Annotated in this window: 18 protein-coding genes; 10 read left to right on the top strand and 8 right to left on the bottom strand. The window is 62.3% G+C overall.

All coding sequences use genetic code 11. The annotated features are described in order from the left end of the window. The first annotated feature begins 29 nt into the window (after nt 1-29). The 3 genes from ACEW8Q_RS14920 to ACEW8Q_RS14910 all read left to right on the top strand — a co-directional run bounded on the left by ACEW8Q_RS14920 (nt 30) and on the right by ACEW8Q_RS14910 (nt 3,435). The gene (locus ACEW8Q_RS14920; protein WP_373504843.1) at nt 30-515 is read left to right on the top strand and encodes a thioesterase family protein; all 486 of its coding nucleotides are present in this window, start codon (nt 30-32) and stop codon (nt 513-515) included. Nucleotides 516-788: 273 nt separating this feature from the next. After that, nucleotides 789-986, top strand: coding sequence for a hypothetical protein (locus ACEW8Q_RS14915; RefSeq protein WP_373504842.1), 198 nt, complete (start codon nt 789-791; stop codon nt 984-986). A gap of 97 nt (nt 987-1,083) precedes the next feature. Beyond that, a complete protein-coding gene (locus ACEW8Q_RS14910; protein WP_373504841.1) occupies nt 1,084-3,435 on the top strand; it encodes an ATP-dependent helicase in 2,352 nt (783 codons plus the stop codon). 1 nt (nt 3,436) lies between these two features. On the opposite strand, the gene msrB is transcribed toward ACEW8Q_RS14910, so the two are convergent. Further along, nucleotides 3,437-3,916 (bottom strand): peptide-methionine (R)-S-oxide reductase MsrB, encoded by a 480-nt coding sequence (gene msrB / locus ACEW8Q_RS14905; protein ID WP_373504840.1) that lies wholly within the window; start codon nt 3,914-3,916, stop codon nt 3,437-3,439. Between the two features lie 115 nt (nt 3,917-4,031). After that, on the bottom strand, nt 4,032-5,438 hold the full coding sequence (locus ACEW8Q_RS14900) for an MFS transporter (protein WP_373504839.1): 1,407 nt from the start codon (nt 5,436-5,438) through the stop codon (nt 4,032-4,034). 116 nt (nt 5,439-5,554) lie between these two features. Here ACEW8Q_RS14900 and ACEW8Q_RS14895 point away from each other — a divergent pair, with 116 nt between their 5' ends. From ACEW8Q_RS14895 to ACEW8Q_RS14885, 3 genes are all read left to right on the top strand, one after another. Continuing rightward, a complete protein-coding gene (locus tag ACEW8Q_RS14895) occupies nt 5,555-6,913 on the top strand; it encodes an HD-GYP domain-containing protein (protein WP_373504838.1) in 1,359 nt (452 codons plus the stop codon). Between the two features lie 115 nt (nt 6,914-7,028). Beyond that, complete coding sequence (locus ACEW8Q_RS14890) at nt 7,029-8,906, top strand: ABC transporter ATP-binding protein (protein WP_373504837.1); 1,878 nt, start codon at nt 7,029-7,031, stop codon at nt 8,904-8,906. A gap of 58 nt (nt 8,907-8,964) precedes the next feature. Further along, nucleotides 8,965-9,915, top strand: coding sequence for a 50S ribosomal protein L11 methyltransferase (locus ACEW8Q_RS14885; protein WP_373504836.1), 951 nt, complete (start codon nt 8,965-8,967; stop codon nt 9,913-9,915). Nucleotides 9,916-9,925: 10 nt separating this feature from the next. Here the strand turns inward: ACEW8Q_RS14885 and ACEW8Q_RS14880 are convergent, their stop codons facing one another. Together ACEW8Q_RS14880 and ACEW8Q_RS14875 are read right to left on the bottom strand one after the other, a co-directional pair. Next, on the bottom strand, nt 9,926-10,120 hold the full coding sequence (locus ACEW8Q_RS14880; protein WP_373504835.1) for a DUF1127 domain-containing protein: 195 nt from the start codon (nt 10,118-10,120) through the stop codon (nt 9,926-9,928). A 454-nt stretch (nt 10,121-10,574) separates the two neighbouring features. Further along, nucleotides 10,575-10,784 (bottom strand): cold-shock protein, encoded by a 210-nt coding sequence (locus tag ACEW8Q_RS14875; RefSeq protein ID WP_373504834.1) that lies wholly within the window; start codon nt 10,782-10,784, stop codon nt 10,575-10,577. 271 nt (nt 10,785-11,055) lie between these two features. Between ACEW8Q_RS14875 and ACEW8Q_RS14870 the strand changes: the two genes are divergently transcribed. Then, nucleotides 11,056-12,564 (top strand): bifunctional UDP-sugar hydrolase/5'-nucleotidase, encoded by a 1,509-nt coding sequence (locus ACEW8Q_RS14870; RefSeq protein ID WP_373504833.1) that lies wholly within the window; start codon nt 11,056-11,058, stop codon nt 12,562-12,564. Then, the gene (locus ACEW8Q_RS14865; RefSeq protein WP_373504832.1) at nt 12,564-13,289 is read left to right on the top strand and encodes a DUF1194 domain-containing protein; all 726 of its coding nucleotides are present in this window, start codon (nt 12,564-12,566) and stop codon (nt 13,287-13,289) included. The genes ACEW8Q_RS14870 and ACEW8Q_RS14865 overlap by 1 nt, the downstream gene beginning before the upstream one ends. Before the next feature lie 98 nt (nt 13,290-13,387). Here ACEW8Q_RS14865 and ACEW8Q_RS14860 read toward each other — a convergent pair whose 3' ends face one another. Continuing rightward, nucleotides 13,388-13,894 carry a fasciclin domain-containing protein gene (locus ACEW8Q_RS14860; protein ID WP_373504878.1) on the bottom strand — a complete coding sequence of 169 codons (507 nt, stop codon included), beginning with the start codon at nt 13,892-13,894 and terminating at the stop codon, nt 13,388-13,390. 239 nt (nt 13,895-14,133) lie between these two features. Here ACEW8Q_RS14860 and ACEW8Q_RS14855 point away from each other — a divergent pair, with 239 nt between their 5' ends. Beyond that, complete coding sequence (locus ACEW8Q_RS14855) at nt 14,134-15,924, top strand: aminopeptidase P family protein (protein ID WP_373504877.1); 1,791 nt, start codon at nt 14,134-14,136, stop codon at nt 15,922-15,924. On the opposite strand, the gene ACEW8Q_RS14850 is transcribed toward ACEW8Q_RS14855, so the two are convergent. The 3 genes from ACEW8Q_RS14850 to ACEW8Q_RS14840 are packed head-to-tail and all read right to left on the bottom strand — an operon-like array spanning nt 15,921 to nt 17,760. Beyond that, the gene (locus ACEW8Q_RS14850) at nt 15,921-16,223 is read right to left on the bottom strand and encodes an AzlD family protein (protein ID WP_373504831.1); all 303 of its coding nucleotides are present in this window, start codon (nt 16,221-16,223) and stop codon (nt 15,921-15,923) included. The genes ACEW8Q_RS14855 and ACEW8Q_RS14850 overlap by 4 nt on opposite strands. Continuing rightward, nucleotides 16,220-16,903 carry an AzlC family ABC transporter permease gene (locus ACEW8Q_RS14845; protein WP_373504830.1) on the bottom strand — a complete coding sequence of 228 codons (684 nt, stop codon included), beginning with the start codon at nt 16,901-16,903 and terminating at the stop codon, nt 16,220-16,222. Before ACEW8Q_RS14845 ends, ACEW8Q_RS14850 begins: the two co-directional genes overlap by 4 nt. Beyond that, nucleotides 16,903-17,760 (bottom strand): AraC family transcriptional regulator, encoded by an 858-nt coding sequence (locus ACEW8Q_RS14840; RefSeq protein WP_373504829.1) that lies wholly within the window; start codon nt 17,758-17,760, stop codon nt 16,903-16,905. Before ACEW8Q_RS14840 ends, ACEW8Q_RS14845 begins: the two co-directional genes overlap by 1 nt. Nucleotides 17,761-17,921: 161 nt before the next feature. Here ACEW8Q_RS14840 and ACEW8Q_RS14835 point away from each other — a divergent pair. Further along, nucleotides 17,922-19,415: calcium-binding protein (locus ACEW8Q_RS14835; RefSeq protein WP_373504828.1), on the top strand; the 1,494-nt coding region annotated here is incomplete at its 3' end.

Here is a 19,415-nt window from a genome sequence, read left to right as displayed (position 1 = left end):
CGAAATTAGCAGAATTCGGAGAATTTGCGATGGCTTATCCAGCCCCTTTCGTGGGCCGCGTCCAGCAGGTCGAAGACCAGTGGACCGACTACAACGGCCACTTCAACATGGCCTATTATAACGTGCTGTTCGACCGCGCCGGTGACGAGGCTTTCGCCGCCGTGGGGTTGGGGCCGGACTACGTGAAGGAGCGCAACGCCTCGTTTTTCACGCTGGAAAGCCACAACACCTATGTGCGCGAGCTTCATGCCGGCGATTCGGTGCGGATCGCGACGCAGGTGCTCGATTGCGACGCCAAGCGCGTGCACTATTGCCAGCAGATGTTCCACGCCACCGAGGGCTGGCTCTCCTGCGTGACCGAACTGATCGTCATGCATATTGACATGGGCCTCAAGAAATCCGCCCCCTTCCCTGCGGACGTGATGGAAAAGATCGAAGCCATGCGCGCCGCCCACAAGCATTTGCCCGTGCCTCCGCAGGTGGGCCACAAGATCGGAATTCCCCGCAAGAGCTAGTCGGGCTGACCCGCCTTCCGCAAAGCGGTGCCTAGCTTTTCAAGACAGGCCGCGGGTCATTCAACGGCCATGGCTCGCCCGTGTGCCGAGAAGCATGCGTTCAATCTGAAGCTTTTGCGCAATCCGTGAATCAAAGTGCCGCAATTGACTCCCAAAAAACTATAAGTTTGTTCTTGGAACGCCTGTGTGACCCAGATCGTCATATTCGCGCAACATTCTGGGCGCATTCCGTCGCCATACCCTGACGACAATCAGAAACGAAGGAGGCGAAACATGAACCACGGTTACAACCTGTTCGCGGAAGCGCTTGTTTTCGTTCACGGAGCACGCGCCGAATCGGAAGCGGGCCTGCATGCCGCCCTGTGCGAAAAGATGGGCGACATGGAAACTGCCGAGACGTGGCGTAAGCTTCAGATTGCGGTTACCGATCTCCGCAAATCCACCGTCTGCGCCAACCGCCGGGCCGCCTGACCGGCCCTAGGGTGAAGGTGAGTTCTCAAAACTCACCTCCCATGTTTCGCATTTCGTTCTCATGGTTGCTATATAGGGGTCGAGGATTCGGACCCTGATGAGCAGCAAGCCTTTCGACCTGAACGATTTCGGAGACGAGGAGCCCGCCCCGGCGATCAAGCCGGGCGGACTGGCCTCGCGCGCCTTGGCACAGGGTGAGCCCCCCTACCTCAAGGGCCTGAACCCCGAGCAACGCGCCGCCGTCGAGACGACCGATGGCCCCCTTCTCGTGCTGGCGGGTGCGGGCACCGGCAAGACGCGCGTGCTGACCACCAGGCTCGCCCACATCCTCGCCACCGGCAAGGCCTGGCCTGGCCAGCTTTTGGCCGTCACCTTCACCAACAAGGCGGCACGCGAAATGCGGGACCGCATCGGTTCGCTCATCGGCGGCATGGTCGAGGGCATGACGTGGCTCGGCACCTTCCATTCGATCGGCGTGAAGATCCTGCGGAACCACGTGGAGCTTGCAGGCCTCAGGTCCGGTTTCGCCATCCTCGACACGGACGACCAGATCCGTCTGTTGAAGCAGTTGCTGGAAGCCCACGACATCGACGAGAAGCGCTGGCCCGCGCGCCAGCTGGCGTCCCTCATCGACGGCTGGAAGAATCGCGGCCTGCTGCCCGACCGCGTTCCGGCGGGCGAGGCCGCGTCCTTCGCCAACAATCTCGGCGGCCAGCTTTACGCGGAATACCAGCAGCGCCTGAAGGTGGTGAACGCCTGCGACTTCGGCGACCTGCTGCTGGAGCCCCTGCGCATCTTCCAGGAACACCCGGACGTGCTGAAGGAGTACCAGCGCCGATTCAAGTACATGCTGGTGGACGAGTATCAGGATACCAACGTCGCCCAGTATCTGTGGCTCAGGCTTCTGGCGCAGGGCCACAAGAACATCTGCTGCGTCGGTGACGACGATCAGTCGATCTATGGTTGGCGCGGTGCCGAGGTCGACAACATCCTCCGCTTCGAGAAAGATTTTCCGGGCGCGAAGATCATCAAGCTCGAACGCAACTACCGCTCGACGCCACAAATTCTGGGCGCTGCCTCGGGCCTCATCGCCAAGAACGAGAGCCGCCTTGGCAAGACGCTCCGCACCGACAAGGACGACGGCGAGACGGTCACGGTGCGCTCGCATTGGGATGGTGACGAGGAAGCCCGCGTCATCGGTGACGACATCGAGAACCTGCAGCGCAAGAAAGAGAGCCTCAACGACATGGCGATCCTGGTGCGCGCCTCATTCCAGATGCGTGCCTTTGAGGACCGCTTCATCACGCTGGGGATTCCCTACCGTGTGGTCGGCGGCCCGCGCTTCTACGAGCGCGCCGAAATCCGCGATGCGCTGGCCTACCTGAAGATCGTCGCCTCGCCCGACAACGACCTTGCCTTCGAGCGCATCATCAACACGCCGAAGCGCGGCATCGGCGATACCTCGGTGAAGCGGATGCATGGCATCGCCCGCGCGCAAGGAATTTCACTCTATCGCGCGGCGGAAGCGATTTCGTTGACCGACGAGCTTGCCGCCAAGACCCGCACCGCGCTCAGGAAGCTGATCGAGAGCTTCGGCCGCTGGCGCCAGATGGTGGCTGGCCTTCCGCACACGGAGCTTGCCGAAATCGTGCTCGATGAGTCGGGCTACACCGAGATGTGGCAGAACGACAAGAGCCCGGAAGCCCAGGGCCGTCTCGACAACCTGAAGGAACTCGTGCGCTCCATGGGTGAGTTCGAGAACCTGGCCGGCTTCCTCGAACATATCTCGCTGGTGATGGACGCAGCCGAGTCAGGCGAAGAGGACAAGGTCAACATCATGACCATGCACTCCGCCAAGGGACTGGAGTTTGGAACTGTGTTCCTGCCCGGCTGGGAAGAAGGCCTGTTCCCCAGCCAGCGCTCGCTCGATGAGAAGGGCCGCGCGGGACTGGAAGAGGAACGCCGCCTCGCCTACGTCGGCATCACGAGGGCCAAGCGCCGCGCCTTCATTTCATTCGCGCAGAACCGCCGCGTGCATAATCTCTGGCAGAACGCGCTCCCCTCGCGCTTCATCGACGAGTTGCCCGAGATGCATGTGGAAGTCGCCCCCATGGCGACGAGCTACGGCGGCTTCGGCCTCGGCAGCTACGGCAAGAGCCGCTTCGACGACCAGACGGCGCCCTTCGGCAACACCTATGCGACGCCCGGCTGGCAGCGCGCCCAGCAAAGATGGTCGGAAGGAAAATCCGCCCGCTCCACGCCGCACTTCATCGAAGGCGAGATGGTGGCGCGCGAATCCGACACCGTGAAATATGCAAAAGGCGAACGCGTCTTTCACGAGAAGTTCGGCTACGGCGAAGTCCGCGGCGTTGATGGCAACAAGCTGACGATCGACTTCGAGAAGGCCGGCGAAAAGCGGGTGATCGACAGCTTCGTCTGCCGGGCTTGATCTAAGTAGTGGCCGCAGGCACGAATTTCATCGCCACGCCATTCATGCAATAGCGCAGTCCGGTGGGCTTCGGGCCATCGTCAAAGACGTGGCCCAGGTGCCCGCCGCAGCGGCGGCAGTGCACTTCGGTGCGTGTGGTGAAGAGCGTGTTGTCTTCCTTCTTCCCCACCGCATCCGGCAGCACGTCGAAGAAGCTCGGCCAGCCGGTGCCGCTCTCGTACTTGGTGTCGGATGCATAGAGCGGCAGGTCGCAGCCGGCACAGGTGAAGGTGCCCTTGCGGTGCTCCTCCAGCAAGGCGCTGGTGAAGGGCCGCTCGGTATCTTCATGGCGCAGCACGGCGAACTGCTCGGGGGTGAGCAACGCCTTCCATTCTTCTTCCGACTTCGTGATCTCGAAGGTCTCGGCGCGGAGCCCTCTCAGGCCGAAGCCCAGCAGAAGGGCGGACAGTGCGGTGGTCTTCAGAACGTGGCGGCGGTTCATGGTCATCTCCCGTGTTGTTCCGGAGATACGCGGACATTGGGACAAAAGTGGCACGGCAGTCTTGCGAGGACCCTCACTTCTGTGTGAGAGGCGCAAAGGGATTCCGTGATGCGGGTCAGGATGGTTGGCCGGGGCTGGCACCCCTGCCCGAGACACTCGCGCCTGCTCCCGGCGAAAGCCAGATGAACTGGCTCATGGCACTGACCGAACACGCGGCAACGACTGCGAACGCGATGGTGAAGTCCATCGGCGTCAGCGCCTGTTCAACCCGGAACCACTGCGCGGCTTCGAGCACGAAGGCAGCCAGCACCACGCCCATGGAAAGGGAAAGTTGCTGGGACACGGTATAGAGGCTGGTCGCATAGCTCGCCTGGGCGCTGTCGATGTCGGAATACGACATGGCGTTCAAGGCCGTGAATTGCAGCGAGCGCAGGAAGCCGCCAACAAACAGCAAGGTGAGCGCGATGACATAGGGTGTCGTATCGGTCAGCAACCCCATGATCGAGATCGAAAGGCTGGCGAGCAGGCCATTCGCCAGAAGCAGCCGCTTGAAGCCGAAGCGGCGGATGGTCCAGGCCGCGCCGAACTTCATGGAGATGGCGCCCGCCGCCGCCATGAAGGTGATGAGGCCCGACTGGAACGCGCTCATGCCATAGGCGAGCTGGAACATCAGCGGCAGCAGGAACGGCACAGCCCCGACCCCGATGCGGAACAGGCTGCCGCCGACCACACCCGCCCGGAACGTCTCGATGGAGAGAAGCTTCAGATCCAGTATGGGGTTGGGCGTGCGCTGCGCGTGCCGCACGTAGAGCGCTGTAAGGGCAATCCCGGCGATGACCAGCGCCGTGGGACTCCAACCCGGCAGCAGGTCGCGGCCCATCACGGTGAGCCCGAAGATCAGCGACGAAAGGCCGAGGCCCGATAGCAGGAACCCCTTGAAGTCGAGCGGCGGCACCTCGTCCACACCGGTCTCCGGCATCAGTGCCGTCGCAAGACCGATGGCCGCTATACCGAAGGGCACGTTCATCCAGAAGATCCAGCGCCAGCCAAACGTGTCGGTGATGAAACCGCCGACAGGAGGCCCCACCAAAGGGCCAATGAGCGCCGGGATGGTGAGCCAGGCGAGTGCGTCGACAAGCTCGGACTTGGGGATGGCGCGCAGCAGGATGATGCGCCCGACAGGCACCATCATGGCGCCGCCCACACCCTGAAGACCGCGCGCCGCCACGAGTTCGCCCAGCGAGGTCGCAAAGCCGCAGGCAACTGACCCTATCGTGAAGATGGCGATGGCCGCGCGGAACACATGCCGCGCGCCCAGCCTGTCCGCCAGCCAGCCGCTGATAGGGATGAATACGGTGAGGCTCAAAAGATAGGTGGTAAATGCCAGCTTCAACACGATGGCATCGGTGCCGAGGTCCTTCGCAATCGCCGGCAAGGACGTGGCGATCACGGTGGAGTCCATGTTTTCCATGAACAGCGCCGACGCGATGATGAGGGGAATGAGACGGCTGGAAGACGGCATGGAAGCCGCTGATTAGCACGGCAATCCGGGCGGCTTCATGCAGATAACGCAGATGTGACAGGCCAAAGTGCGCGGGCGTTCACCTCACCTTAAGCGCCTGCGTCTTCAATCGCACGATGCACAAGCCACTGCCGCAGATCAGACTGGCCGAACTCCTCGGCGCCTTGAGCCACGCGCTGGACCTCACCGAGGGCCAGCCGCGCGGCCATTGCATCCGCTGCTGCTGGATCGGGACTCAGGTGGGGCTGAAACTCAAGCTATGGCCTGACGATCTGTCCGAACTTTACTACACGCTGCTGCTGAAGGACCTTGGCTGCTCCAGCAATGCCGCCCGCATCTGCCAGCTCTATCTGGCGGACGACATCGGCTTCAAGCGCGACTTCAAGCTGATCGACGGCAGCCTGCCGCAAGCCTTGCGCTTCGTGCTGGGCCACACCGGGCTGGAGGCTGGCCTTGCCGAGCGCTTCCGCGCCATCATCGGCATCCTGAAGAACGGCGGCCAGATTTCCCGCGAACTGATCGAGGCCCGCTGCCACCGGGGCGCCGAGATCGCCGCCCGCATGCGCTTCTCCAAGACGGTGTGCGATGCCATCCAGAACCTCGACGAGCATTGGGACGGGTCCGGGAAACCCGAGGGGTTAGCCGGAAAGACGATCCCGCTGTTCTCCCAGATTGCCCTCCTCGCGCAGGTGGTCGACGTCTTCAACGTGTCGAACGGGCCCGCCGCGGCCGTCCGCGAAATCCGCAACCGTGAGGGCACCTGGTTCGACCCGCTCATCGTGGAGGCTTTCTCCGAACTTCAATCCGAGCCTGACTTTTGGGAGATATTGCAGGAGGAAGACCTTCCAGCCGTGGTGCTGCATCTTGAGCCCGCCAAGGCCAAGCGCTGGGTGGACGAGGACTATCTCGACGAGATCGCCACCGCCTTCGCGCAGGTGATTGACGCGAAGAGCAGCTTCACGCGCGGCCACTCCGAACGTGTTGCCATCTTCACCGACATGATCGCCGAGGAAATGGGCTTCAGCCCCGCGCGCCGCCGCTGGCTTGGCCGTGGCGCCCTCCTCCACGACATCGGCAAGCTGGCGATCAGCAGTTCCATCCTCGACAAGAACGGCAAGCTCACCGATCAGGAGTTCGCGGTCATCAAGAGTCACCCGGTTCATTCGGAGAACATTCTCGCTTCGATCTCAGTCTTCGCGGACCTGGCACCCGTGGCGGGTGGCCATCACGAGAGGCTGGACGGCAAGGGCTACCCACGCGGCCTGAAGGGCGACCAGATCAACCTCGAAACCCGCATCGTCACCACCGCCGACATCTTTGACGCGCTGACAGCAGACCGTCCCTACAGGGCAGCCATGCCCGTTTCACGGGCCTACGCCATCATGACGAAGGATCTCGGCACAGCCATCGATCCTGCTTGCTTTGCCGCATTGCAAGCCGCATTGGCTCGCGCGGAAGCCGCCGAGGCGGCATGAGCGCAGCCCCTTTCCGGCCAGATTTTACAGGTCTATAAGGCCCTCGATACCGTACAGGATGAAATCGCCGCGTGTGCAGCCCAAATGGGCAAAGCCAGCGGCTGGAGTGCTTTTTGTGATTGACCGTCTTTTTACGTGGCTTGAGGGCCGCGTTGACCCATTTCCGCCTGAGCGGCCCGGAAAGCCCCCTGCCGGCTTCTTTGCGTTTTCGTGGCACTACACGAAGCCTTTCCGCGGGCTGCTCGTGGCCTCGATGCTGTTCGCGGCGGTCATCGCATTTCTTGAGGTCTATCTTTTCTCCTTCCTCGGCAACCTGGTTGACCTTCTCACCAAGGCAGACCGCGCGACGTTCTTGGACACGCACTGGCAGATCCTGACCGTCATGGGCCTCACCGTGCTGGTGGTTCTACCGGTTCTCAACTTCCTCTCCGAGGCGATCTCGCACCAGGGCCTGCGCGGCAACTACGCCATGCGCATCCGCTGGGAGGCGCACCGCTATGTGCTCCGCCAGAGCATGGAGTTCTTCTCCAACGACTTCGCGGGCCGCGTCGCCACCAAGGTGATGCAGACCGCACTCGCCATTCGCGACGCGGTGATGAAACTCACCGAGGTGATCGTCTATGTGGCGGTCTATTTCCTCGGCGCCTTGATTTTGGTGGCCACCGCCGACTGGTGGCTGATGGTGCCCATGCTGATCTGGCTTGCGGGCTATGCGGCAGCGTGCTGGTACTTCGTGCCGCGCTTGGGCGAACTCTCCAAGGCGCAGGCCGACATGCGCTCTCTGGTGACGGGCCGCGTGGTGGACAGTTACACCAACATCCCCACCGTGAAGCTCTTCGCCCATGCCGACCGCGAGGACCAGTTCGCCCGCGAGGGCATGGAGTGGATGCTCGACACGGTGAACAAGTCGATGCGGATGTCGACGCTGATGACGACCGCCCTGCAGGTCTTGTCAGGCGTGCTGATCTTCACCATGTCGGCCATGTCGATCTGGCTCTGGTACACCGATGCGATCACCACGGGCGCCATCGCCTTCGCCATCGGCCTCACGCTTCGCCTCAAGGCCATGTCGCAGTGGATCATCTGGGAAGTGGCAGGCCTGTTCGAGAACATCGGCGTCATCCAGGACGGTATCGAGACCATCGCACGCGAGCGCGCCATCATGGACCGCGAGGGTGCCAAGCCACTCGCTGTATCGGCAGGTGCCATCACCTTCGAGAACGTCTCGTTCAATTACGGCAAGGCAAAGCCCGCCACGGGCCGCGCCGTGCTGGACGATCTCACGCTGAAAATCGCACCAGGCGAGAAGGTTGGCCTCGTCGGGCGATCGGGTGCGGGCAAGTCCACTCTCGCCAACCTGCTCTTGCGCTTCTACGATATCGAGGGCGGCCGCATCCTCATCGACGGACAGGACATTTCCACGATGACGCAGGACTCGCTCCGCGCGGCGATCGGTGTCGTCACGCAGGACACATCCCTGCTCCATCGCTCGGTGATCGACAACATTCGCTACGGCAACCCCGACGCGCCGATGGCCGACGTCGAGGCTGCGGCGCGGAAGGCCCATGCCGCCGAATTCATTGCAGGTCTTGTCGACCCCAAGGGGCGCAAGGGCTACGAGGCTCATGTCGGCGAGCGTGGCGTGAAGCTTTCGGGCGGCCAGCGCCAGCGCATCGCCATCGCCCGCGTGCTGCTGAAGAACGCGCCGATCCTGGTGCTGGACGAAGCGACTAGCGCGCTCGACTCGGAAGTCGAGCAGGCGATCCAGGAAAACCTCTATGCGTTGATGGAGGGCAAGACCGTCATCGCGGTCGCGCATCGCCTCTCCACCATCGCCGCGATGGATCGGCTCGTCATCATGGAGAAGGGCCGCATCGTCGAGGAAGGCACCCACCGCGAACTGCTCAACAAGGGCGGGCTTTATGCCTCGCTATGGCAGCGCCAGTCCGGCGGCTTCCTGGTGGAGGATGCCGACCTCGAAGCGGCGGAATAGCCGGACGCTTCGAGAACAAGGATTGTGAAACGGGCGGTACCTGTCCTAAACGGCGCCCATGACCGAAGCCCGTTTCACGCTGACCATCCCCGCCCTCTCCCACGATGACGCCGCTGCGCTTGCTTCCGGCCTTGAGGAGAACTTTCTCCTCGACCCGCTGGCCGTCACCATCAACGAGACAGACGAAGCCAAGGGCCTGTGGGAAATAGCTCTCTATTTCTCCGACGAAGACGAGGCGCGTGAAGCAGCGGAAATTCTTGGTCTGAATGATCCCTGCATCGCCCCCATGCCGCAGCACGACTGGGTGCGCCAGTCGCTGGAAGGGCTCGCCCCCGTCACCGCCGGCCGTTTCTTTCTCTATGGCTCGCATGACCGGCATCGCAGGCGGCCGGGTGGCATCTCGCTCGAAATCGATGCAGGCCTGGCTTTTGGCACAGGCCATCACGGCACCACGGAAGGCTGCCTTCTGGCGCTCGACACGATCCTGAAGCACCGCACGCCAGCCCGCATTTTTGATGTGGGCTGTGGCACAGGCGTTCTGGCCATCGCTGCGGCCAAGGCTGCGGGCCGCAAGGCACTGGCCAGCGACATCGACCCGGAGGCCGTGCGTGTCACCATTGACAATGCGAGGCTCAATGGCGTTCGCCCGCAGATCGAAAGCTTCGTGGCAGCAGGCCTCAACCATCCCCGGATTGCCGCGGGTGGCCCCTACGACCTGATCTTCGCCAATATCCTGGCCCGTCCCCTGGTCGCGCTTTCCACCGGCTTGTCGCGGGTGCTGGCGGCGGGGGGCGATCTCATTCTTTCTGGGCTCACCCGCGACCAGATGCGCTGGATCGAGGCCACATACCTTGCGCGCGGCCTCACCTTTTCGCGCCGCATCACGCGCGGCAACTGGGCAACGCTGGTGTTCTCCAGGCCGCAAACAAAAAAGCACCCGGGAGGGAGGACACCCGGGCGCTTTCACGTGGCCGGCTCACGCGGAGCCGGCTGGGAGGTCGATGCTTGAGGGCCGAGGCTTAGTTGCCCCAGACCATCTTCGAGATTTCCGACCGCTTCATGCCGATGTCGGCAAGCAGGCGGTCATCGAGCTGTGCAAGCTGACGCTCGGCGCGGCTGCGGGCCAGATAGGTCTTCACGCGGCCCAGAAGGCCTGCGCCCATGCTGAAACCCTGGTTGCGGACGGCTTCGCGGCCGTAGGTGATCGTGGTCATGTTCATTCTCCTGTTCATCTCTCGAAATCCCGGCCCGGCTCAGGGCTCATGGCGATCTCTCAAGGGTCATATTTGTGCACCGCACTGTTGAGAACGTTACATAGTACGCACTTGCAACAGAAACCAGCAGGATGCATGCGATTCAGTCATTCGAAAAACGCATGTCTTGTGGTTGTGCAGGAAACCCCCGAAACCGTCTCCATACGGACAGGAATTATCGCCTGATTACGACAGTTTTATAACCTGAATAGCCTTATTTCAGCCTTAGAAATTAATACTCGTTAACCAATTAGGAAAATGGCTCAATACCCTGATTTGCCAAATCTGCATGTTGAATTTGCATGGTTTAGCAATGCTTGAATTTTGCACTGCAACAATAACAGACTGACGGCTCAAAAAGCAAAATGCCCGGCCTCTCGGCCGGGCATAAAACGCGAAATAGGCTCTGAAACGATCAGGCGGCGGCCAGGTTGCCAGCCGAGCTGCGGCCCGTCCGCTTATCCGTCACGATCTCGAACTGGACCTTCTGGCCCTCCTTGAGCGTGCGCAGACCAGCGCGCTCAACAGCCGAGATATGGACGAAAATGTCCTTCTGGCCATTGTCTGGCTGAATGAAGCCGTAGCCCTTCTGCTCGTTGAACCACTTCACAGTACCCGTATTCATGGGATTTCCTTAGGTTTGGTTGGGTCGTCTGCCCTGCCGCACTTCCTTCGAAACACGCCAAGACCGTGGTCGAAAATTGGAGGAGTCTTGCGTGCGCGGCCCAACGGGTAGCGAAGCGGCCAATCGTCCGGCCCAAGTATCGATGGATACTATATGTCGCAGTTGCATTGTTTTTGCAAGCTGAATTGCCGACGCAACGTCATCGAACAGTTGCAAGAAACCCCACAATGGCCTTCATTATGCGGTCTTGATGAACCGAATGGAGGCCTCCATGAACATGATTCGCCACACACTGATTGCGGCGCTGCTTTCAGGTGCAACCTGGATTTCGCCAGCCCTCGCCGACACGGTCAATCTCACGTTTCTGCTCACCAACGACATCTACAAGATCGACAACACCGCGGAACGCGGCGGCTTCGCGCGGCTGAACGCCGTGGTGAAGACGGAGCGCGCCAAGGGCGGCAATGTGATCTATGCCCACGCGGGCGATCTGATCTCGCCGTCCCTGCTGTCGGGCTTCGACCAGGGTGAGCACACCATTGCACTCACCAACATGGCACCGCCCGACATCTTCACACCCGGCAACCACGAATACGACTTCGGCGCCGAGGTTTTCCTGAAGCGCATGAAGGAGGCGAAATTCCCCTTGTTCGCGGCCAACCTCCGCACGTCCGAGGGCAAGCCTCTCGATGGGTTCAAGGACATGGAAATCCGCGACGTGGGCGGCGTGAAAATCGGCATCGTCGGCGCCACCGCCGAGGACAGCCCGGTGAAATCCAGCCCGGGCGGCTCGCTGCAGTTCCTTCCGACATTCGACACGACGGTCGCCAAGGCGTCCGAACTCCGGGAGCAAGGCGCTGATCTTGTGGTCGCCGTCGTCCATGCCAACCGCGAGGTCGACCGCAAGCTCTTCGACAGCCACGCCTTCGACATCATCCTCACCGGCGACGACCACGACCTCGCGCTGTTCTTCGATGGCCGCACCGTGATGGTCGAGTCGAAGGAGGAAGCCGAATTCGTCACCGCCGTCGATGTCAGAATCGACGTCACCGAGACGGACGGCAAGCGCAACGTGAAGTGGTATCCGAACTTCCGCCTGATCGACACCGCGACCGTGACGCCCGACCCCGAGACCCAGGCCCAGATCGATGCCTACAACGCCGAGCTCTCGAAGGAGCTTGATGTCGCGGTTGGCACGACGACCGAGCCGCTCGACAGCCGCAAGGCTTCGGTTCGCACTGCTGAAACCGCAATCGGCAATCTGATCGCGGATGCGACGCGCGAGGCTGTAGGCGCCGATGTCGCCATCACCAATGGCGGCGGCATACGTGGCAACAAGGAATATGCGGCAGGCGTGCAGCTCACCCGCCGCGACGTTCTGAGCGAGCTTCCGTTCGGCAACCGCACGGTGAAACTCGAAGTCACCGGTGAGACCATCTGGGCAGCTCTCGAAAATGGCGTGAGCGATGTCGAGAATTCGGCGGGCCGATTCCCGCAAGTCTCGGGCCTCACCTTCGAGGCCGATCTCACCAAGCCCAAGGGCGAGCGCGTGACCGCCGTCATGGTGGGAGACAAGCCCATCGACAAGGCCGCGACATACACGCTCTCCACCAATGACTACATGTATTCCGGTGGCGACGGCTACACGGTGCTGAAGGATGCCAAGCCGCTTTTCGGCGTGCGTGACGCCAAGCTAATGGCAAATGACGTGATGGCCTACATCGCCGCGAAGAAGACGGTGTCGCCCAAGGTCGAGGGCCGCATCAAGCTGAAGATGTAATGGGCACGTTCCTCCGTATGCTGATCGCCGTGTCGGCCCTGTTGTGGGCCGGCGCGGCGGCGCATGCGGAGGATGTCGACCTCGAACTCGTGCTTCTGGCGGATGCCACGGGATCGATCGATGACAGCGAGATCGCGTTCCAGCGCAAGGGCTATGCCGAGGCGCTGGTGAGTGCCGACGTGCTCGACGCAATCCGCAGTGGCGCGCACCAGAAGATCGCCGTTACTTATGTCGAGTGGGGCGCATCCACATCGCAGGAAATCGTGGTCGGCTGGACCGTGATCGATGACGAAGCCTCGGCGCAAGTCTTCGCCACCGCCCTGCTGTCCCCTCCCCGTCTGGCGCGCGGGCGCAATGCCATCGGCCAGGCACTGATGTTCGGCAAGGCTATGATCGAGTCAAATGCCTACGAGGGCTATCGCAAGGTGATCGACCTCTCGGCCGACAGCGCAAACAGCTGGAACGGCATCCCCTTGGCCGAGGCCCGCGAAATAGTTGTCGCCGCCGGCATCACCATCAATGGGCTTCCCATCCTCTGCCGCTTCTGCAGCGGCAGGCCTGTGTCTTACGACCTCGAAGCCGCTTTCGAACGAACGATCATCGGCGGACCGGATGCGTTCGTGGTGACGGCAGACGACATGCAGCAATTCTCCACGGCCGTGAAGCGCAAGCTGGTGCTGGAAATCGCCGGCCTTCCCCGCCCGCAGGACCTCGCCCTCGATTGAAATCGGGCCCCGGCGTGGCACATCACGCCGAGGCCCGTTGTCCGGATCGGATCACGAGGGAGGGAGCAAGCGATCCGGACTTGCGTTGGTTGTCAGGGTTACTTCGGCAGCAGCACGGTGTCGATCACGTGGATGACGCCGTTCGACTGCTTGACGTCGGCGATGGTCACTGTTGCGGTCTGGCCGCTTTCATCCATGATCATGATCTTGCCGTCCTTGGCCGACAGCGACAGCATGTTGCCGCTCACCGTCTTCACCGGATGCTTGCCGCCATCATCCATGATCATCTTGTTGATGGCATCGCTCATCGCATTGGCGGCCACCACGTGATAGGTGAGGACCTTGGTGAGCATCTCCTTGTTCTCCGGCTTCAGCAGGTTGTCGACCGTGCCTGCGGGCAGCTTGGCGAAGGCCTCGTTCGTCGGCGCGAAGACCGTGAAGGGGCCAGCACCCGACAAAGTCTCAACGAGGCCGGCGGCCTTGACGGCTGCCACCAGCGTGGTGTGGTCCTTGGAGTTCACCGCGTTCTCGACGATGGTCTTGGACGGGTACATTTCAGCGCCACCCACCATGACGGTGTCCTCGGCAAGAACCGGGGCGGCCATGGCCGAAACACCGATTGCAAAGGCAGCGGCGGCGGAAAGAAGTGTTGTGCGAAGGTTCATGTGACAGTCTCCTGTTGCTGTGATCCCCTGTTGGGATGAATGGTCAACGCCCCTTTCCCTGCTCCGGGATGCAGGCGGCACGGGCAATCCTTCGTGATGGAGCGTGAGTGAACCGCCTTGCGAAAGATGCCGTACCAGCGCCCTTTTCAACGCATGGCCAGCCGCGCTACATCTCACTCATGACCGACACATCATCATCGACTCGCACCCGCCTCGCCCTCCTCCGTGCCGAACTGAAAGCGCGCAAGCTCACCGGCCTTCTCGTGCCCCGCCAGGACGAGTTCCAGGGCGAATACGTCGCCGCTTACGCCGAGCGCCTCAAATGGCTGACGGGCTTCGGCGGCAGCTGGGGGCTCGCCATCGTCACGTTGAAGAAAGCCGCAATCTTCGTCGATGGCCGCTACACCATCCAGGTGCGGGGCCAGGTGGACACGAAGCTCATCACGCCGCAACACCTGATCGACGAGCCGCCTACTGCCTGGATCGCCAAGAACCTCAAGAAGGGCGATCATCTGGGTTTCGACCCATGGCTCGTCACGGCGGACCAGGCCAAGCGCTTCCGCGAGGCTTGCGAGGGCGTGGGCGCCGCCTTCGTTCCTGTCGATTCCAATCCGATAGACGTCATCTGGAAAGACCAGCCGGCGCGTCCCGCCGCAACGCTCTCGACCCAGCCCACGCAATTCGCCGGGCGCACGGCGGCAGACAAGATCAAGGACATGCAGAAGGCGATCGCCGGTCATGACGCTGTCGTGCTGACGCAGCCGGACTCTGTCGCATGGCTCTTCAACTTGCGTGGCTTCGACGTGCCATTCACTCCGGTCGTTCCCGCCTATGCGATCCTACATGCCAAGGGCAAGGCCGAGCTTTTTGTTTCTCCGGAAAAACTCACCGAAGAGGTGAAGACACACCTGAAGAAGATCGCCTTCACGCGGAAGCCGTCGGATATCGAAGCCTCGCTCAAGGCGCTTGGCAAGGCGAAGGCCAGGGTGCTGATCGACGGCGCATGGACGCCCGAGCGCATCCGCGAGGTCCTGGCGAAGTCAAAGGCCACGGTGGCGACGGGAACCGATCCCGCCACCTTCCCCAAGGCGCGCAAGAACGCGGTCGAACAGGAAGGCGCCCGCACCGCCCAGCGCCGCGACGGTGTGGCGATCACCCGCTTCATCCGCTGGCTTGAAGCGGAAGCCCCGAAAGGCAGCCTCACCGAACTCGACGCCGCCGCGATGCTGAGAGAGTTTCGAGAGGCAACGGGGGAGTTGAAGGACCTGTCCTTCGAGACGATCCCCGCCGCTGGGGCCCATGCCGCAAGCCCGCATTACCATGCCGACGCGCAATCGAACGCGCCCCTGAAGATGAACCAGATATTCCTCGTCGATTCAGGCGCGCAATATATCGACGGCACCACCGACATCACCCGCACGGTGATCGTGGGCGAACCCACGTCTGAAATGCGCGACCGCTTCACCCGCGTGCTGAAGGGCATGATCAACCTCTCGCGCATCCGTTTCCCGAAAGGCACCTGCGGCTCGCAACTCGATGTGCTGGCCCGCGCCGCCCTGTGGAACGCTGGCCTCGATTTCGACCATGGCACCGGCCACGGCGTCGGCTCCTATCTCTCGGTGCACGAGGGCCCCGCCCGCATCAACAAGGCTGACCGCACGCCCCTGGAACCGGGCATGGTCCTCTCGAACGAGCCCGGCTTCTACAAGCAGGGCGAATACGGCATCCGCATCGAGAACCTGTTTATGGTGCATGAAGCAAAAGAGATCCCCGGCGGTGAACGCAAGATGCTGGGCTTCGAAACCCTCACCCTCTGCCCCATCGACCGCCGCCTGATCGACACGTCCCTCATGCTGCCCGACGAGGTGAAGTGGCTAAACGACTATCACGCCCGCGTGCTGAAGGAGATCGGCGACTTTCTCGAGGGCGGCGAACTGGATTGGCTGAAGAAGGCCTGCGCGCCGATTTAGGTCATCACCATCCGCAACACCACCACGCTCACCACTCCGATGATGATCGTCAGCGCCAGCGGCACCTTGAGATAGGCAGCAATCGCCGTGATGCCGGCGGCCATCGTCTCGGCGGGGCCGGTGGCCAGAATTGTCGGCGCGATGACCGCCATCAGGATCGCGGGCGGCAGAGCGTCGAGCCCTGCCTTCAGGCGACCGGTGACGTTCAGGCCGTTGAGGAGGTAGAAGCCCGAGACACGCGTCGCATAGGTCGCGAGGGCCATCCCGAGGATTGCGAGCAGAGTGGCGGAGTCTGTCATGCCTCATCCCTGTGCAGCAGCGCCGCGCAAAGTGCGCCGGCGAGCCCGCCCGCTACGATGTACCACGCTCCCGGCAACATGAACTTGGCGAGCACGGCAGCAGCACCGCTCGCTGTAAGGATCAGCGCCGTGCTCCGACCCTTCCAGAACCCCATGAGGATCGAGACAAAAAGCGCCGAGAAGGCAAAGTCGAGGCCTATGGCCGCGGGGTCGCCGAGTGATCGGCCAAGCATTGCGCCGACGCCGGTCGAAACCGTCCAGCACGCGACCATCGGCAGCGACAGGCCGAGGTAGTAGGGCAGCGTCACCGGTTCGCTGAGTGCGCGTTTCTCCGAGAGTGCCCAACTCTCGTCCACCATCAGGAAGGCGACAAGCGGGTGCAGTGCACGTGGGATCGCCTCGATGTGACGCGACAGTGAAGCCGACATCAGGATATGCCGGGCGTTGACGATGAAGACCGTGAACGTGACCAGAAGCACCGGCACCGGATCATGCCACATCTCGATCGCCACGAATTGCGCGGCACCGGCAAACACCAGCGCGCTCATCAACACTGCTTCGAACAAGCTCAGTCCCTTGCCAGTGGCGAGTGTGCCCCACAGCAACCCGATGGGCGATGCGGCGACGAGGATGGGCGCAATCTCGGCGGCACCCGAGGCAAAGGCACGGCGGCGGGACATTATGAGTCAGCCAGCCTGAACCGCCCCGGTGTGACGCCAAGCCGCTGCTTGAAAACCCGCGTCAGGTGACTCTGGTCGGAGAAGCCGCAGGATGCCGCCACCTCCGTGGCGCTCGATCCGCCGCGAAGCAGGTCGCAGGCGCGGTGCACACGGCGGTCAATCAGCCAGTTGTGAGGCGTGAGGCCCGTTGCCTTGCGGAACACGCGGATCAGGTGGAAGGGGCTGAGGCCCGAGGCGCGGGCCAGCGTTTCAAGCTCGACCTGACCTTCCATATGGGCGATGAGAAAGGCCTTGGCCCGGCGTACCGCCGCAGGCTCATGCCCCGCAATGGTCATGGCACCAAGGCCGCCGGCATAGCGATCGATCATGTTGAGGAGAACGGACGTCAGCGCCTCGTCCACGCCCAGGGCTTCCGCCCCGCGCTCCAGCCCTTCATGTGCCCGCATGTAGCGGTTGGCGAGATCGGGATCGGGCGTCACGGGTGTGCGGAAGAATGGAGCCGACGCGCGCCGCCCGGTCTGCCCCTCGACGATCGATTGTAGCAGCGACGGCTTCGGATAGATCATGCGGTAGCTGTAGCCGTTCTCCTCGGGGATCGCGTCATGCACCTCGCCCGGATTGACGAAGCACATGTCGCCTGGTCCCGCTCGCACCAGCGTGCCGCTGATGCGATAGACGTTCTGCCCTCCCACCACTGTTCCGATGACATAGCTCTCATGCGTGTGCGGCGGAAACACATGGGTGCGGAACGTGGCGGTGAGGCACTCGAGCGATTGATGACGGTCCGAGCGCCAGAACGACGTGGCATCGGCGGCGGAAATCTCGTCAAGCGTATCGTCGGGGGCAAGCAGTCGCATGGGCCTTCTCTATCACACGTGCCCCGCCGTGCTTGGACAGGATTGCGGAAATGAGCGCGGACCGCCAATCCAAGACTCCATTGGACTTTGCCGCAACAAGAAGACTAGGGTTTCGCAATCTCTGCGATCATTGACTGCCCCAATCAAGGAAGCACCCTGCCATGGCCATCACATCTGGTATGATAATCGATTTCGAAGGCGAACTGTCCGACATCCCCCTTGGCCAGAATGGCGACATCACCCGCCTGAAGGACGGCGGCTATGCCGTGATCGCCGAAGCGGCGGGGCTGGGCGTTTCGGTCCTGCGCATTTTCGACGCGAACGGTGAGGAGGTGCGCAGCATCGGGTTCCAAGGCACCGCACCCGCCATCACGGGGTTGACCAACGGCGGCATCGGCGTGGCAACGATCGACAGCGATGGCAACATCGTGACACAGGTTGTTTCAAAGAACTTCCAGACGGTGTCCGCACCCTCGATCAGTGAAATTCCGCCGACCCATGTCGCGGTGAGCCTGGCCGCCGCCTCGAATGGAACATTCGTCATGGCCACGCAGGATGACTTCGGATCCGACAGCGATGTGACGCTGCACTTCCTCGATAAAGCGGGCGTCACAACGGCAATTACTGGAATCGAAAGCACGGGAGGAATTGACAGCCGCGACCCGGACGTGGCCGTTCTGGCAAACGGCAACGTCGTGTTCACCCGCACGGAACATGACCTTGTCACGGGCGGCACCAAGGTTGTCTTCTCGATCCTTGATGCATTTGGCAACGAGGTGGTCGCTCCCACCGATATCCCCGATAACAGCGACCCCGGCGAAAACCGCCACGCCCGCGTCGTGGCCACCGCAGACGGTTTTTCCATCGTCTATGAGTCCCGCGTGTTCAGCTTCCTCGAACTTGACATAAGGATGCGGACGTTTGACCTGAACGGAGTGCAGACAGGCGACCAGTTGATCACCAACAGCACCTTCGGCAGCACTGGCGACGATGACGGCGCCGACGACACCGCGCCCGAAATCGCCATTGGACCCGACGGCAACATTGCTATCACCTGGACAAGCAACGACGGCATCGATACCAACCCGATGCTGCTCGTTCTGGGCTCGAACCAGGGGGCACAGAACCTCGGCTTTGCCCAATCTGACAATCCTCAGGGCCAGCCGCTCGTCACCTTCTTCGGCACAGGCCAGATCGCCGCATACCATTTCGATGGCACGCAGAACGCGCTGTTGGGCGAGCACTTTTCGGGCTTCCGCGACAGCTTCGGCGGCAATGGCAATGATGTTTTCGTTGGCGACGACTTCGTTGACCTGATCAATGGCCTCCGCGGCCGCGACAGGCTGTCGGGCGCGGGCGGCGACGATAACGTTCAGGGTGGCGATGGCCAGGACACACTGTTCGGCAACGACGGCGACGACCTGCTGCAGGGCGAGGAAGGCGTGGGCGCAAATGGCGGCGGCGACCACAGCGACCGCCTCTTCGGCGGCAGTGGCAATGACACACTGGAAGGGGAAGATGGTAACGACCGGCTCATCGGCGGCACCGGCAACGATTTGCTGGACGGCGGCATCGGCGATGACTTTCTGGACGGCGGCTCACAGGCCGACACCCTCAAGGGCGGCAACGGCGAGGACACGCTGATCGGCGGCGCC

Origin of the sequence: Aestuariivirga sp. (genome assembly GCF_041738905.1) — a bacterium.
Classification (GTDB): domain Bacteria; phylum Pseudomonadota; class Alphaproteobacteria; order Rhizobiales; family Aestuariivirgaceae; genus Aestuariivirga.
Note: the sequence above shows the minus strand (reverse complement) of the source record. Positions and strands in the feature narration are given on the sequence as shown.